The 15284-nt window shown below is 59.6% G+C and carries 8 protein-coding genes; 4 read left to right on the forward strand and 4 right to left on the reverse strand.

Annotated features, from left to right (window positions below; all coding sequences use genetic code 11):
• Nucleotides 1-61 precede the first annotated feature (61 nt).
• The 4 genes from OHL23_RS16850 (at nucleotide 62) to OHL23_RS16865 (ending at nucleotide 7904) form a co-directional block, all read left to right on the forward strand.
• Nucleotides 62-1000: a LysR family transcriptional regulator gene (locus OHL23_RS16850; protein WP_263353079.1), complete on the forward strand. Its 939-nt coding sequence runs from the start codon at nucleotides 62-64 to the stop codon at nucleotides 998-1000.
• Nucleotides 1001-1107: 107 nt separating this feature from the next.
• Nucleotides 1108-4362 (forward strand): WD40/YVTN/BNR-like repeat-containing protein, encoded by a 3255-nt coding sequence (locus OHL23_RS16855; RefSeq protein ID WP_263353080.1) that lies wholly within the window; start codon nucleotides 1108-1110, stop codon nucleotides 4360-4362.
• Nucleotides 4352-7411 (forward strand): TonB-dependent receptor, encoded by a 3060-nt coding sequence (locus OHL23_RS16860; protein WP_263353081.1) that lies wholly within the window; start codon nucleotides 4352-4354, stop codon nucleotides 7409-7411. Before OHL23_RS16855 ends, OHL23_RS16860 begins: the two co-directional genes overlap by 11 nt.
• Before the next feature lie 70 nt (nucleotides 7412-7481).
• Nucleotides 7482-7904: a hypothetical protein gene (locus OHL23_RS16865; protein ID WP_263353082.1), complete on the forward strand. Its 423-nt coding sequence runs from the start codon at nucleotides 7482-7484 to the stop codon at nucleotides 7902-7904.
• A 12-nt stretch (nucleotides 7905-7916) separates the two neighbouring features.
• Here the strand turns inward: OHL23_RS16865 and OHL23_RS16870 are convergent, their stop codons facing one another.
• The 4 genes from OHL23_RS16870 to OHL23_RS16885 form a co-directional block, all read right to left on the reverse strand.
• On the reverse strand, nucleotides 7917-10715 hold the full coding sequence (locus OHL23_RS16870; protein WP_263353083.1) for an ABC transporter permease: 2799 nt from the start codon (nucleotides 10713-10715) through the stop codon (nucleotides 7917-7919).
• A gap of 47 nt (nucleotides 10716-10762) precedes the next feature.
• On the reverse strand, nucleotides 10763-13528 hold the full coding sequence (locus tag OHL23_RS16875; protein ID WP_263353084.1) for an ABC transporter permease: 2766 nt from the start codon (nucleotides 13526-13528) through the stop codon (nucleotides 10763-10765).
• Nucleotides 13525-13881, reverse strand: coding sequence for a PadR family transcriptional regulator (locus tag OHL23_RS16880; RefSeq protein ID WP_263353085.1), 357 nt, complete (start codon nucleotides 13879-13881; stop codon nucleotides 13525-13527). The genes OHL23_RS16875 and OHL23_RS16880 overlap by 4 nt, the downstream gene beginning before the upstream one ends.
• Before the next feature lie 87 nt (nucleotides 13882-13968).
• Nucleotides 13969-15273 (reverse strand): TIGR03790 family protein, encoded by a 1305-nt coding sequence (locus OHL23_RS16885; protein WP_263353086.1) that lies wholly within the window; start codon nucleotides 15271-15273, stop codon nucleotides 13969-13971.
• Between the last annotated feature and the right edge of the window lie 11 nt (nucleotides 15274-15284).

The raw sequence follows: 15284 nt of genomic DNA on the forward strand, positions 1-15284 counted from the left end.
AGAACTGGATAAAGCCGGACAACGTTGTCCCCGCACTATGCATTCCAAATGAGCCAGGATCATGATCGAGAACTTTCGTCTCCGTGTCTTCCGAGTCGTCGCGCATCACTTGAACTTCAGCCGCGCGGCTGAGGAGTTGCTGTTAACGCAGCCTGCAGTGACGCAGCAGATCAAAGCGCTCGAAGAAGAGTTTGGCGTGCCGCTTTTCGATCGCGGCGGCGGACACATCTCCCTGACTCCCGGCGGCGCTGCGCTGCTTCCGTTTGCGGAGAAGATGAAAACGCTGTCTGAGGAGGCAACCGCTGCAGTTGCGGGAGCCTACGGCCAACAGGCCGGCGAACTGGCTCTTGGAGCATCGCAGACGATCGGCCAATATCTGCTGCCGAAGCTCATCGCCAGCTTCCTGCATTCGTACCCAAAGGTCCATATCGTAGCGCGCAGCGGCAACTCGGATGCGATGCTCGAAGCCCTGGTGGCGCGCGAGATCCATCTGGCGTTGATTGAAGGACCGGAGCAACGCCAGGATGTCCGCATCGAGCCTTTCATGGAAGATCACATGGTGCTGGTTGTTCCGGCGAGCCACGAGTGGGCCAATCATGAAATCCAGCTTTCGGACCTCGCGACGCAACCGCTGCTCATGCGAGAGTTCGGCTCGGGCTCGCGTCGCGTAGTGGAGCAGGCTCTCGCCGCCGCCGGACTGAAATCCAAGGATCTGAAGATAAGCATCGAACTGGATTCCACCGAAGGACTGTTGAGTGCGGTTGAGGCTGGGCTGGGCGTCACCTTCGTTTCCCGCTGGGCTGTGAGAAATCACATCGCAGTGGGATCGTTGAAGCTATCGCGGGTGAGCGGCCTCAAGCTTTCCCGCAAATTCTCCATGGCGTATATGGCCGGGCCGGAGCCATCCGGCAGTATCGGCGAGTTTCGGCGCTTTCTTCTGACTCGATCCGAAGAGCTGGCGCCGCGCGCAACGGGCAAGCGAACCAGCGCCAGCGAATGAGATTTCGTCACGGCTGATGGAAACAGGCGCAGAATCGCGAGTGAGATCTGGCGGTCACGCTTTAAGATGGCGTTACGCTCGCACTTGACGCCAGGAGTTCGCCCGCCATGAAGTTCTGCCTTCTTCGCCGCCGTCTCGCCCAATGCTTTCTCTTCAACTTGCTGATCTGCCTTCCGATCTGGCTTTCGCTTGCCAACACCGCACGCGCGCAGGATTCGGCGGCCAATGTGAATTCGCAGGCGCAATGGACCCCTGCGCTTCACTGGCGACTGGTTGGGCCGTTTCGAGGCGGCCGCACACGGGCAGCAACAGGCGTTGTCGGCCAGCCGAATGTTTTCTATGTGGGCCAGGTAAATGGCGGCGTGTGGAAGAGCACAGATTATGGGCGCACCTGGAATCCCATCTTCGACAACGAGTCTTCGCAGTCGATTGGCGCGATTGCCGTTGCTCCGTCAGACAGCAATATTGTCTATGTCGCCAGCGGCGAAGGGCTGCATCGGCCCGATCTCTCCATCGGCAACGGCATTTACCGGTCGAGCGACGCCGGCAAAACATGGCAGCATCTTGGCCTGCGCGAGGGCCAGCAAATTCCCGCGCTGGTCGTCGATCCTCGCGATCCGAACCGGCTTTTTGCCGCGGTGCTTGGCCATCCTTACGGTCCCAATGAGGAGCGTGGCATCTATCGCTCCACCGATGGAGGTCAGAACTGGAAAAAGGTGCTGTACAAAGACGCGAATACCGGCGGCTCGGATGTTGTGATCGATCCGGCCCATCCGGACGTGGTTTATGCCGGACTGTGGGAATCGCGTCTCGGCCCGTGGGAGGATGGCAATCAGTACGACGGCACGCATGGCGGCCTGTTCAAGTCGACCGATGGCGGCGAGACCTGGCGTCCGCTGACCAAGGGGCTGCCGGACAATCTGGTGCAGATTCAAGTAGCGATTGCCAACAGCTATACCAATCGGCTCTACGCCACTGTCTCAACCACGCACGCGGGCGGCTACACGTCCGGCGCGGGGCTGGGTGTGTACCGGTCCGACGACGCAGGCGAAAACTGGTACAAGGCGACGGACGATCCGCGTCCGGCGTTGAAGATCGGCGGCGGCGATCTGGCGATCCCCGCGGTTGATCCGAAGAACCCGGATGTGGTCTACAGTGCGAGTATTGTGACGATGCGCTCGACGGATGGCGGCAAGACGTGGTCCGGTTTTCGCGGCGCGCCGGGTGGAGATGACTATCAGAACCTGTGGATCAATCCGGAAAATCCCGACATCATTCTGCTGGTGAGCGACCAGGGCGCGCTGGTGAGTGTGAATCGCGGAGAAAGCTGGAGTTCGTGGTACAACCAACCGACCGCTCAGCTCTACCACGTCGCCACGACCAATGAATTCCCGTACAAGATCTGCGCGGGTCAGCAGGAGAGCGGTTCGGTCTGCATCGCAAGCCGGGGCAACGACGGCGAAGTCGGAATGCGCGAGTGGCATCCCGTGGGCATTATCGAGTACGGATACGCGGCGCCCGACCCGCTGCACCCGGAGATTATTTACGGCGCGGGCCGCACCGAGGTTTCGCGATTCAACAGCCTCACGGGGCAGGTTCAGAATGTAACGCCGCTCCCGGTGCGTGGTCCTGACTATCGCGCCGACCGCACCGAACCGATTCTGTTTTCCCCGGTCGACCAGCACCTGCTCTTCTACGCGTCGAATGTGCTCTTTGAGACGAAAGACTACGGCAGGAACTGGGAGAAGATCAGCCCTGATCTTTCACGTGAACAGACCGGGCAGCCTGAGTCTCTTGCGCCGCTTCCAGCCAAGGATGTTGCCCGCAGGCGAGGCGCAATCTATGCTGTTGCGGCATCGTTCCTGAACGCGAAGACGATCTGGGCCGGAACCGACGATGGGCTGCTTTGGATTACGCGCGACCAGGGCAAGAACTGGAAGAACATCACGCCTCCAAAGCTGACGTCCTGGAGCAAGGTCACGCAGATCAGCGCTTCGCACTTTGACGACAACACGGCGTATGCCTCGGTCAGCCGCTTCCGCATCGATGATCTGCATCCCTACATCTATCGCACCCAGGACGGCGGGGTCACGTGGCAGACGATCACGAACGGCTTGCCGGAAGACTCGCCAGTGAACACCGTGCGCGAAGACCCGCTTCGCAAGGGCCTGCTCTTTGCCGGAACAGAGACCGCGGTGTGGATGTCGACCGATGATGGCGATCACTGGCAACCGCTGCAATACAACCTGCCTCATACATCGATGCGCGATCTGATGATCCAGGGCAACGACCTGATCGTAGCCACGCATGGGCGCTCGTTCTGGATCCTCGACGACATCTCGCCGCTGCGCCAGGTTGCTGCTTCAGCAACGCAGACAGAACCGGTGCTGTTCAAGCCAGGAGATGCATATCGTGTGCGCAGAAGCACTTATACGGACACGCCGATGCCGCCGGACGAGCCTGCTGGTCAGAATCCACCGGATGGCGCGGTGATTGATTATTCGCTGCCGGAATCTGTGCAAGGGGCTGTGACGCTGGAGATTCTCGACGCAGGCAACAAGGTGGTACGCCGTTACTCCAGCGCTGACGCACCGGAGGCCACGCAGGAGCAGTTAGCAAAACAGCTAATTCCGCTGTACTGGCTTCGCATGCCGAAGACGCTGCCCGCAAGCGCTGGAATGCATCGCTGGGTTTGGGATCTCAGATACGCAAGGCCAACGGCAACCAACTACCAGTACCCTATCTCGGCAGTGCCGCATGACACACCGCGCGAGCCGCTGGGGACACTGGCCTTGCCGGGCACTTACCAGGTGCGACTTACCGCGGGCGGCAAGGTGCTTACGGCTCCGCTGACCGTGAAGATCGATCCGCGCGTGGAGGCTTCGCGCGCCGATCTTGAGAGCCTCTTCAAGCTGGAGTATCAGCTCTCGGGGATGGTCACAAGCAGCGCCGCCGCAGCGCTCGAGGCCCACTCGATCCGGGAGCAGATTGAGAAGCTTTCGAGCAGTGCGTCGCCAGAAATCAAGGAGTCACTGGAGAAGCAGAACAAGGAACTGTCCGCGTTGCTCAGCGGCAAGGAGAAGTCAGCAGAAAGTGGAGAAGAGCCGGGACTGGATGAAGTTGCGGGCGAGGCATCGTCGATCTATACGATGGTTGGCATGGCCGATGCGCTGCCTACCGTAATTCAGCAGAAATCAAGCGAGCACTTGAGCAAGGAACTGAGTGAAGTGCTTGAGAAGTGGGACGCGGTGAAGAAGTCTTCGATTCCGCAGTTGAATCAGAAGCTCCGCGCCGCGCACCTGCCCGCGATCGACCTGAATCAGGAGCCGGAGTCAATGCCAGAGAGTGGAGATGAGGACTGATCTACGGAGAATCCAAAATCTTGCCGCGCAACTGAGAATTCTCGCTGGCATTGCGTTCGTATTCCTCGCAACAGCAATGCACGCGCAGAACTCAACCGGGAGTCTGCGCGGCATGGTGCAGGATTCGCGAGGCGCACGTATCGCTGCGGCCAGCGTTCAGATGAACATCCCTGATTCCTCGCTTTCCCGCATTGTTCAGCCGGACGCGCATGGAGAGTTTCGGATCGAGAGCCTTGCGCCGGGAGTATGGCAGGTGCAGGTGAAGGCTCCCGGATTCGCTGACGCCAGCGCAGATGTGACGATAGGCGTAAGCACTGTCCGGGACATTACCGTAACCATGCAGCCCCAATCCGTGCGGCAGAGCGTCAGCGTCTCGGCGCAAAGTTCTTCGATCTCCGCACAGCCCATCGATCTCTCCAGCAATGTGCATGGCGGCGTAGTCACTGCGCAGGATCTTGAGTCGCTGCCGTTGCCTGCGAGGAGCTTTGCGAACATCGCCTATCTTGCGCCAGGCACCGAGCCGGTCGAACCATCCGACCCAACCAAAGCGCGCATCACCGCCGTTTCCACGGGCGGCAGTTCCGGACTGAACAACGAGTTATCGGTCGACGGGGCCGATAACTCGGATGACTACATCGGCGGATTCCTCCAAAGCTACTCTCCCGACGCTATCCAGGAGTTTGCCATTCGCACCTCGCAGGAGGACGCGGATACGGGAGGCACGACTGCCGGGTCCATCGTCATCACGACCAGGAGCGGCACCAATGAGTGGCATGGAACCGGCGCATTTTACGAGCGCGCCGCAGCGCTGAACGCGCGCTATCCAATCGAAAATCCCGCGCCTGATCCCAAGCAGCCTTTTTCGCGCCAAAACTACGTCGCCACGCTCGGCGGTCCGCTGGTGAAGGACAAACTGTGGTCCTTCACCGCCTTTGAAGGTGTACACGAAGACGCAAGCATCGCATACAGCCCGGCCAGCACCACGCAGTTCAATGCGCTGGCACAACTTGCCGCGGAAGGCTTGATTCCCGGAGTCGGCTCGATTCCCGTTCCAACCGATGTGCCAATTCCCTTCCGCGACTTCTTTGATTCGCAGCGATTTGACTGGGCGCAATCGGCGCGGTCGCACTGGTTTCTGCGAGCAGCCACCGATAGTTACACCACGCATAACAACCTGGTGCAGCAAGGCACGCTGCCATCCACCGGATTGCTCACGCATAACAACTATTTCAGCCTTGTGATCGGCAACCAGTTTGTCTTCTCGCCGACTCTTCTGGGTTCGCTGGTTTTGAATGCAAGCGGACTGCACCTGACGCAGTCGCGCAACTCCGATCTGGGCTTTGCGCTGGCTTTTCCTTTCAGCTCGACCGCATTGACCGTCTCGGGCTTTGAGACCTTTGGCGATAATCAGTTCGCTACGCCAATTACTTTTTTCCCGTCGCTGCGCAATCAGGAGAAGTATCAACTGCGCTATGACCTTACCAAGACACACGGCGCACACACATTCCGGCAGGGAATCAATTTCATCCATGAGCCTGTGCTCGGTGGAGCGTTTCCGAGCAACACCGAGACACTCTATCAATTTCCACAGGACCCGACCTACTATCTGAGCAATCCCACTCAATTCACGGCCGACATGACAGCCGGCGCTACCACTTCCAACCTCGGCGGAAGCTTCTCGCAAAATGTGCAGCGGCTTGCCCTCTACGCTCAGGATTCATGGCGAGTTTCGCGCACATTCACCGTCAACTATGGGCTGCGCTACTCGACCACTTACGGACTTCTGACCGGCTCGGGGCGCAGCCAGCTCGAGAATCCCGGCTATCTCACGCTTGCAGCATTGTTCATTCCGCTGATGCATGGAGCGCCGCAGAACGACCACAAGCAGATTGCGCCAAGACTTGGCTTTGCGTGGTCGCCGGACAGGAGCGGCAAGACGGTATTTCGCGGCGGCTTTGGCGTGTACTTCAACGATCTTGCTCAGAATGGCTGGGCGACGGCGCTGCAAGCGGTCAATGCCGCTCCCGGCACATGCACAGATCCAGTTCAAAATCCCGGCGGAGCGGAAAACGCCGGTTGCATTGCAGGAAGCGCCGCCGGCGGCACGGCCAATCTTATTGATTCAGGCTATCGAACGCCGTATGCGATTCACATCTCTGGCGGCTTGCAACACGCCTTCAACGCCGACTGGTCGTTGAGCGCGGACTATGTGCACGAACAGGGCAACCACTCGTACCGCGCCTACAGCTATACCGGAGGCGTAAACCTCTTCACGCCCGAGCTTGCTCCCGGCGACCCGAATCAGGCGACTTACGTCCCGGACGTAAATCTCTTCCGGTCTGACAACCGCTCCAGTTACAACGGCTTATTGCTTCACCTGCAAGGCAACGTCGGCCGCAGGGCCAACTTCGTTGCCAATTACACATTCTCCAAAGCACAGACCTGGGGTTGCGTGCTGGGCGAGTTATTCGACTATGTCAACGGCGTCTGCAACCCGCTCGACGCCTTCGGCCCAGGAGACTACGGGCCATCCGGCGAGGATGTTCGCCAGCGATTCGTTCTTGCGGGCACCTGGCGAGCGCCGGCGGGCCTTGAGATCAGCGGCCTGTCGCAGGCTGAGAGCGCACGGCCATTCACGATTACGACGGCAGACAATTCTGGGCGCATCGCCGTCAATGGAGTACCCACGTCCCTCGACGAGTTTCGCGGCACGCCGTATATCCAGACAGACCTGCGCATCAGCCGCCCGATCAAGCTCGGTGATCGATGGACGATCATGCCATTCGCCGAGTTCTTCAACCTCTTCAACCGCAACAACCCCGGCGCGAATTACGTGACCAACGTCGCATCGCTGCCGGTCCCGTCGGCGCAGGCGCAGGCCGGAAATATCACGGATCTCTGCACCAACGCCGATTGCAGCGAAACCGCGCCCGTCACCAGCCTGAGCCAGCTCGCCAAGCCAGCCGGAGAGCTAGGCGATTTCTTTGGCCCTGGCACGACGGTTGGTACGCCGTTCGCAGCGCAATTGGGTGTGCGCGTCCGCTTCTGAGGCACTGTGAACCCTGAGTCTTCGCTTAGGGAGCTTGCCCGCAACCACGGACAGGAGATACGCTGGAAGCATGTACGAGGACTTCCACGTAACCGACCGCTGGACCGGCGAAGATCTCCATTGCCGCTGGAAAGCCAATATCGTTGCCATCGCCACCCGCCATGCCGACGCTGTCGATGTGCGCTTCGACGTGAACAACAAGCCGATGTGGATCGCCATGCCATGCCACGCCTGGGTCGAACAGAAGCGCCGCACCGGCAAGGTCATCACCGACTACCTCGCCGCTCAGATTGCGGGCCACTATCTGAAGGCCATCGTTGAGGAAGGCTACGACGCCAGCCGCGAGATGTACACGATGACGGTAGACGAAGTGCTGGAGCATCTTGACGCCGTGGTGGCCGTAGCGCGCGAGGCCCACTCGCTGCCCGTTCTTCCCATCATCGGCGACGTTCAAGACACCTCATTCATTCCGACCCCAAGCCGCCAGGTATAGCCGCTAAACCGCTCACTCGTGCCGCAGCGCCTCGACCGGCTGCACCGAGGCCGCCCGCCGCGCCGGAAGCCAGCTCGCGGCAAGTCCAACGGCAATGAGCAAGGCGGCTCCGGCAATCAGGCTGACAGGGTCTGCCGGCTCCAGGCCGTAGAGCATGGACTTGACAGCCTGAGCCAGAACCAGCGCAGCACCGACGCCGACGGCAATCCCAGCCAGCGAGATCCAAGTAGCCTCGCGCAGCACCATCGCCAACACCTGCCTCGGAAGCGCGCCCAACGCCAGGCGAATACCAATCTCGTTGGTCCGGTTCGCAACCGAATACGCCATGATGCCGTAAATGCCCACTGAGGCCAGGGCCAAAGCCAGCAAACCAAAGCCCGAAGTCATGGACACGAAGATACGCTCCTGCTGCATGTCTTCCTGAATCTGCTGCTCCTGAGTGCGCACATTGAGGAGCGGCAGGTCAGGGTCGATCTGCTGCGCGACCTTGCGCAGCATTGGGATGACCTGTTCCGGATTGATCCGAGTCTGGATCTCATACGCTACCGCGCCACCGGCTTCGGACTGCTGCGTAAACGGCAAAAGGAACTGTGGCGGCGGCTCTTCTCGCAGATTGAAATAGCGCGTATCTCCGCAAACTCCGACAATCGTAATCCAATCGTCGGTCGCCTTCACGCCATGACCGTCGCTGTCGTGGCCATTCACCGAAAATCGCTTGCCGACGGGGTTCTGGCCGGGAAACCGCTCCTTCGCCAGACTGGCGTTGATAATACCCACCTTAGCGGATGTGGCAGTATCCTGCGACCCGAAGCCGCGCCCCGCCAGAATCGGTATCCGAAGCATGGAAAAGAAGCTGTAGCCGACGACATTAAAGTCTTCGCCGTCGTCTTTGGTCTTGTCGTAGGCCTGTCCCTCGACAATGAAGTCGGTTCTCGAGATATCTCCAGAGAGATAGGTCACCCAGGCAGGAGAAACAGCCTCGACGCCCGGCAGGCTCGCGAACTTCTCCACCAGTTGCTTATGCAACGAAATGTCCTTCCCAGCCGGATACAGCCTTTGCGGAGGGCTGATCTCGGCCAGAAGCAGGTGGTCGGTGCGAAATCCCGCATCCACGGAGTTCAGGCTTGCCAGCGTGCGAAGAAACAACCCCGCTCCGATCACCAGCAGGGTCGAGAGCGCGATCTGAAAACCAACCAGCGATCTGCCTCCCCATCCCTTGCGGCGTCGCGTCACAGACTGCGAAGTTTCTTTCAGCCCCACGCTGACTTTCGCGCGCGCTGCCGCCCAGGCCGGAGCCAGACCGAAGAGAATGCCGGTCAACAAGGTTACGCCTGCCGTGAAACCGAAGACCTGCCAATCAAAATGAATGTGGAAATAGTTCGGCTCCCAGCTATTCTCCGTGAGTCTGGCAATCAGGTTGCTTCCAAGATAGCCAAGAGCCAGCCCGCCGACTCCTCCGAGCGACGCCAGTAACAGACTTTCCACCAGCATCTGGCGAGCGATTCTTGCACGACCGGCGCCCATCGCCATGCGAACCGACATCTCGCGCTGCCGCTGCGATCCGCGCGCGAGCATCAGGTTCGCGATGTTTGCGCAGGCCAGCAGCAATACGAAACCGACCATGACGAGCAGAACCGTCATCGGCTTGGCAAACTGGCGCTCTTGATTGAAGAGGCCGCGGCTACCATCGCGCAGGTCCATGCGCGGTACGTCTTCTATCGGACGAACGGGCATCGTAGCCCGCACGATTGCGTTCAACTGACCATCCAGCGCAGCCTGGGCCGTGGCATCGGGCACGCCAGGCTTGGCGCGGCCCATAATGTTGAGCCACCAGTCCCTGGAAGAATCGAGCAGCGACGCATGGTCTCCGCGCGGGTAAACCAGCGGCTGCATGCTCACGGGCATGAAAATATCCGGAGACTGGAGTGTGCTTTTTGCCCCTGTGAATCCCATTGGGTTTACGCCAACAATGGTGAGCGGAGTTTCATTCACCTTGATGACACGCCCTATCACCGAAGGCAAACCGCCAAAGGAACGCTGCCACAACCCGTAGCTGATCACAGCAATCGGGCTTTGGCCCGGTGAAGCGTCGTCTGCGGGTGTAATCGACCTGCCAAGCACTGGCTTCACGTGCAAGACACTGTAGTAGTTGCCCGAAACCAATTCGGTTTGGACCTGTTGAGCGCTGCCTTCAATGGTCGCGTTCATGCCTGTTTCCTTGAAGGCAAACAGATCCTGCATGACAGAATTCTGCGATCGCAATTGCAGATAGACCGGATAGGCAAAGGCTGTGCTGGACGCGCGCCCGCCAACAAGCGGCTCGTCATCTCCCCAGATGTGATGCACAGCTACGTGCTTCTCCGTTCCTGTCCACGCAAGCAGGCGTAGCTCCGCGGCATTCGGCACGGCCAGCCGCTCGTAGAGCAATTGCTTGGCCAGCGAAAAGATGGTAGTGTTCGCTCCGATCGCCAGCGCCAGCGAAATGGTCGCGACAGCGGTAAACCCCAGGCTCCGTCGCAGGCGCCGCGCGGCGTAGCGCAGGTCGGCGAGAAGCTCGTCCCACAAACGCAGCCCGAGCGAGGCCCGCATTTCGTCCTTATGCACCACCGTCGAGCCAAGCGCGATGCGGGCACGGCGAGCGGCTTCAGCCTTCGAATATCCGGCACGGACCAGGTCCGCCGTGAGATTTTCCAGGTGACTCGCCAGTTCCGCCTCCATCTCAGCCTCAAGGCGATTTCGCTGCACAACAGCGCGGAGCCATGATCCAGGCTGGGAGATGAGTCGTGCTAAAAAGTACCGAAAGGGCTTCATTCTTCCTCCGGAATGCTTCCATACATCCGCAACAGTCTTCGGATAATTCACTCGTGCCGCAGCGCCTCAACCGGCTCCACGCCAGCCGCGCGCCGTGCCGGAATCCAACTGGCCGCCAGGGCAACCGCCAAAAGAATCGAAATGCCCGCCGCCATCGTGACCGGATCATCGGGCCGGATTCCATACAACATCGAGCGAAGCAACCGGCAGAGCACCAAGGCCGCAACCGCCCCGGCAACAACGCCAATCCCAGCCAATCCTGTGCTCTCGCGCAGAATCATGCCACGCACCTGGCCCGGCAGCGCCCCGAGCGCCAGCCGTATACCGATTTCGTTCGTCCTCTGCGCCACCGAGTATGCCATGACGCCGTAAACGCCCACCGAAGCCAGCGCCAGAGCCAGCAGGCCAAACCCCGAGGTCAGTGTGACGAATACCCGCTCCTGCTCGGTAGCCGACAAGATCTGTTGCTCCTGGGTGCGCACGTTGATCAGCGGCAGATCCGGATCAAGCCTTTGCACCACCCTACGTAGAGCCGGAATGGCTGCGTCGGGCTCGCCTCCCGTGCGAATCTCATACGTCCAGGTTCCATTCGCGCTCTGCTGCTGAACAAATGGCACAAAAAACTGCGGCGGAGGCTCATCGCGCAGGCTCGCATAGTGCGTGTCCGCGCATACGCCCACAATCTGGATCAGCGTGTGCTTTTCCCCGTGGAAGCGTCTTCCAACCGGATTCTGGTTGGGAAATCGCTCCCTGGCCAAGCTGGCATTGATAATACCCACCTTGACCGAAGTTGACGTATCCTGCGGCCCAAATGAGCGCCCTTCAAGAATCGGAATACCCATCATCCGAAAGAAACTGGTGCCAACGATGTTGTAATACTCGGCGTCGTCATTTCCCTTTATGGCCGTCACGCCCTCGGGCAGAAAAGTGGTTCGGTTGGTGCTGTTCGCAATGTAGGCCACAGCAGCCGGAGACACGTCCTCCACGCCGGGCACCGCTGCGATCGCCTGTTGAAGCTGAGTATGAAATTCGACATCCTTTCCCGCAGGATATTGCTTCGGAGGCAAGCTGATCTCGGCCAGCAACAGATGATCCGTGCGGAATCCCACATTGACGGCATTCAGACCAACCAGCGTACGCAGAAACAGCCCCGCGCCAATCACCAGCAAAGTCGACAGCGCAATCTGAAACGCCACCAGCGATCGCCCACCCCAGCTCTTGCGGCGCCGTGTGACCGACTGCGAACTCTCTTTGAGTCCAGCGCTCACTCCAGCGCGAGCGGCAGCGAAAGCAGGCGCTAATCCAAACAGGATTCCCGTTGCGATGGTGATGGCAACCGTAAAGAGCAGCACCTTCCAGTCGAAATGCACTCGAGGATCGTCGCTCGACCATCCCATATGCGTCAGTCTTGGAGCGACGATAGTGCCCGCATAACCCAGCACCGCGCCACCGGCCCCGCCCAGAGCCGCCAACACCAGGCTCTCCACCAGCATCTGCCGTGCAATGCGTCTGCGCCCTGCGCCCATGGCCAGCCGCACCGATATCTCCCGCTGCCGCTGCGTGCCTCGCGCCAGCATCAGGTTAGCGATGTTGGCGCAGGACAGCACCAGCACAAAGCCAACCATCGTGAGCAGCACCCGCATCGGCTGCAGGAAGGAGCGGCCCTGGCGAAACAGACCACGGCTGCCATCGTGCAGATCCATCCGTGGCAGGTCCTCATCAGGATGCACCGGCAGTGTCGCCCGCGCCGCCGCGCCCAGCTCAGCATCGAGAGCCGCCTGCGCCGTTGCGTCCGAGACGCCGGGCCGTATGCGGCCTATCACATTCACCCACCACTCGCGATTATCAGAGAGCAGCGAGCCTCGATCTCCATTCGGCCGCAACAGCGGCTGCATCGCCAGCGGAGCAAACAACTGTGGCGAACCCATGGTGCTTCGTGCGCCGGTGAACCCTTTGGGATTCACCCCGATAATTGTCAACGGCACTTCATTGAGCTTGATGATCTGTCCCAGCACCGTCGGCGAACCGCCGAACTCTCGCTGCCACAGGCCGTAGCTGATTACCACCACCGCGCCATTCGCCGTGGAAACATCGTCCACCTCTGAGATAACCCGTCCCAGCACCGGCCTTACGCCAAGCTGGCTGTAGTAATTGCCCGAAACCAGCTCACCCTCGGCCTGCTGCGCCTGCCCCGCGATGGTCGCATTCCCACTCATCCCCTTGAAGGCGAATAGCTTTTCCATCACCTGGTTCTGTGCTCGAAGCTGCTGATAGACGGGATAGGAAAAAGAAGTGCTTGTAACCCGTCCATCCCCGACCGGATCGTAATCACCCCAGATGCTGTGGACAGCCACATGCTTCTTCGTCCCCGTCCAGGCAAGCAGACGCAACTCAGATGGCCGCTCCACCGCCAACCGCTCGTACAGAATTTGCCTGGCCATCGAAAAGATCGTTGTGTTCGCCCCAATTGCTAGCGCAAGAGAAATCACAGCCATCGCGGTAAATCCCAGGCTCCGCCGCAACCTCCGCAAGGCGTAGGGAAGATCGCCACCTAGCTCGTCTGATAGCCGCAAGCCAAGCGAGGCGCGCATTGCCTCCTTATGAACGACTGTCGAACCCAGCGCGATGCGGGCGCGGCGCGAAGCCTCCGCTGCGGAGTACCCGCTTCGAATCAGGTCAGCGGTCAAATCCGCCAGATGGCTAGCTAGTTCCGCCTCCATCTCGGCCTCCAGCCGGTTGCGCTGCGCCACCGCGCGAAACCATGACCGGGGCTCGGCAACCATCCTGCTGAGTAAGAGATAGAGCCGCTTCATGCCCCCTCCGGTTCTGCGAGCAGAATCGTCCCCATGATCCCAGCCATGCGGTTCCACTTATCCATCTCTTCGTCAAGGCGCATGCGTCCCGCAGCGGTTAGGCGGTAGAACTTCGCCCGGCGGTTGTTCTCGCTTTCGCCCCAGTCGCTCGCGATCGCTCCCTGGTGCTCCAGCCGGTACAGAGCCGGATACAGCGACCCCTGCTGAATCACCAGCGTTTGCCCCGAGATTTGCTGAATCCGCAATAAAACGCCGTAGCCGTGCAGCGGGCCGAGCGAAACGGCCTTCAGAATAAGCAGGTCGAGCGTGCCCTGCAAAAGATCAAGCTGCTTGTCAGACGATTGTTCGGACAAGATACTCTCCTAGATCGTCTAAGCTTAGACGGTCTAGGAAAGCGTAACGAGGCTCTCCTAGATTGTCAAGGAGAAGATTCCAAGAGATTACTTGGTTGCCCTGCGCATCCAAGCAGGCGCTCGACACAATGGATCGCCAATCACTACATCTTCCCAACCCACAAACCGCGAAGCCGCATAAAAGCTCTCCGCCAGCGTGAACCCCGACGTATATCGCTCCATCGCGACCGCAGGCGAAGCAATCGCCTGCAGCAGTGGCTCATCCGTGTATCCCTTCACACCCGTAATGCCATGCGCGATGAGATCCGTGATCAACGATTGGCCGCCCGTTGTCGGCAGAAACGTGCGCGCGCTCGTTGAGACCGCCGTATCGCCAATGGCGCCGGGATCAAAGCTGAGCGATTCATACGCCTTCTCGTTGTACTTGGCGTCATTACTGCCCCACGAAAAGTACCCCATCAGATTCGAGCGGTCACCGACAAAAACTTCGTCCCGATCGAGCTCCGTCGGAATTTTTCGCGCCATCAGCAGATCCCCAGCCTTCACCATATCTGCGTTCCACAAGCCATAATCCGATTCGTCCGGAATCGGCCCTGTCACCGCAAAAGGTTGGCCGGCCACATCGGTGCTCTTGAATTTGAAAATCGGCTGCACATCGAGGAGCACCTCGCCGCGCACCTTGCCGCTTGAATCCTTCTCGCTTTCAGCCGCCAGTGCCCTCGTTACAAGCGCCTCAGCGTCAGCCTGCGTATAGCCATCCAGCCGCGTCACCAGGTAGCCACCAAACTTGGCATGGCTGAACGGCTCGTCTTTGTTCCAATACCGGTTCAACCAGCCAAACCCATCAGCACCCGACCCATGAATGCTGATCTTCACCGCACCGGGGATCGACGCGTAATTCATCGCCGCCAGATAGCTGTCAATCGACGGATGAAGATTGCCTGTCGTATGCTCATCGCGCGACCCCGTGTCGCCACCATCAATCCGGATCGGCACCCCCTTGGTCAGAACAATGAAATTGATTTCTGAGTGATGTTCGAGAAACCCGGCAATCGGCGCAGCGATTTCTCGCTTGTAATCAGCCAGCGGGATCGTCTCATTCGCGGCGCTAACAGCAGAATCCAAGCAATGAATGACAATTGTCTTGGTCACGCCTCGCCTGGCGGCATAGTCCTTGCCAATCGCCATGGAGATCGGACTGTCAGCGTTATAGACCAGCAATACTTCAGAGGATGAGTGAGGCGGCCCAGACGCTGCTCCAACTGCAGCAGCATCACAGCAAGAAATCGCTGCTGCAAACAGCGAACCGATCACAACAGTGAGAGTTTTCAATTGAAATCGAACCACAGGCGCCTCACTGCTCCAGCAAATTCGAACTCCGCGAGTTCTCATTATAGGGATAG

Origin of the sequence: Acidicapsa acidisoli, from assembly GCF_025685625.1 — a bacterium.
GTDB classification, from domain to species: domain Bacteria; phylum Acidobacteriota; class Terriglobia; order Terriglobales; family Acidobacteriaceae; genus Acidicapsa; species Acidicapsa acidisoli.

Excerpts from the sequence above, each read along its gene's own strand:
- OHL23_RS16850 (WP_263353079.1), top strand. The coding sequence starts at position 62 with ATGATCGAGAACTTTCGTCTCCGTGTCTTCCGAGTCGTCGCGCATCAC.
- OHL23_RS16855 (WP_263353080.1), top strand. The coding sequence starts at position 1,108 with ATGAAGTTCTGCCTTCTTCGCCGCCGTCTCGCCCAATGCTTTCTCTTC.
- OHL23_RS16860 (WP_263353081.1), top strand. The coding sequence starts at position 4,352 with ATGAGGACTGATCTACGGAGAATCCAAAATCTTGCCGCGCAACTGAGA.
- OHL23_RS16865 (WP_263353082.1), top strand. The coding sequence starts at position 7,482 with ATGTACGAGGACTTCCACGTAACCGACCGCTGGACCGGCGAAGATCTC.
- OHL23_RS16870 (WP_263353083.1), bottom strand. The coding sequence starts at position 10,715 with ATGAAGCCCTTTCGGTACTTTTTAGCACGACTCATCTCCCAGCCTGGA.
- OHL23_RS16875 (WP_263353084.1), bottom strand. The coding sequence starts at position 13,528 with ATGAAGCGGCTCTATCTCTTACTCAGCAGGATGGTTGCCGAGCCCCGG.
- OHL23_RS16885 (WP_263353086.1), bottom strand. The coding sequence starts at position 15,273 with ATGAGAACTCGCGGAGTTCGAATTTGCTGGAGCAGTGAGGCGCCTGTG.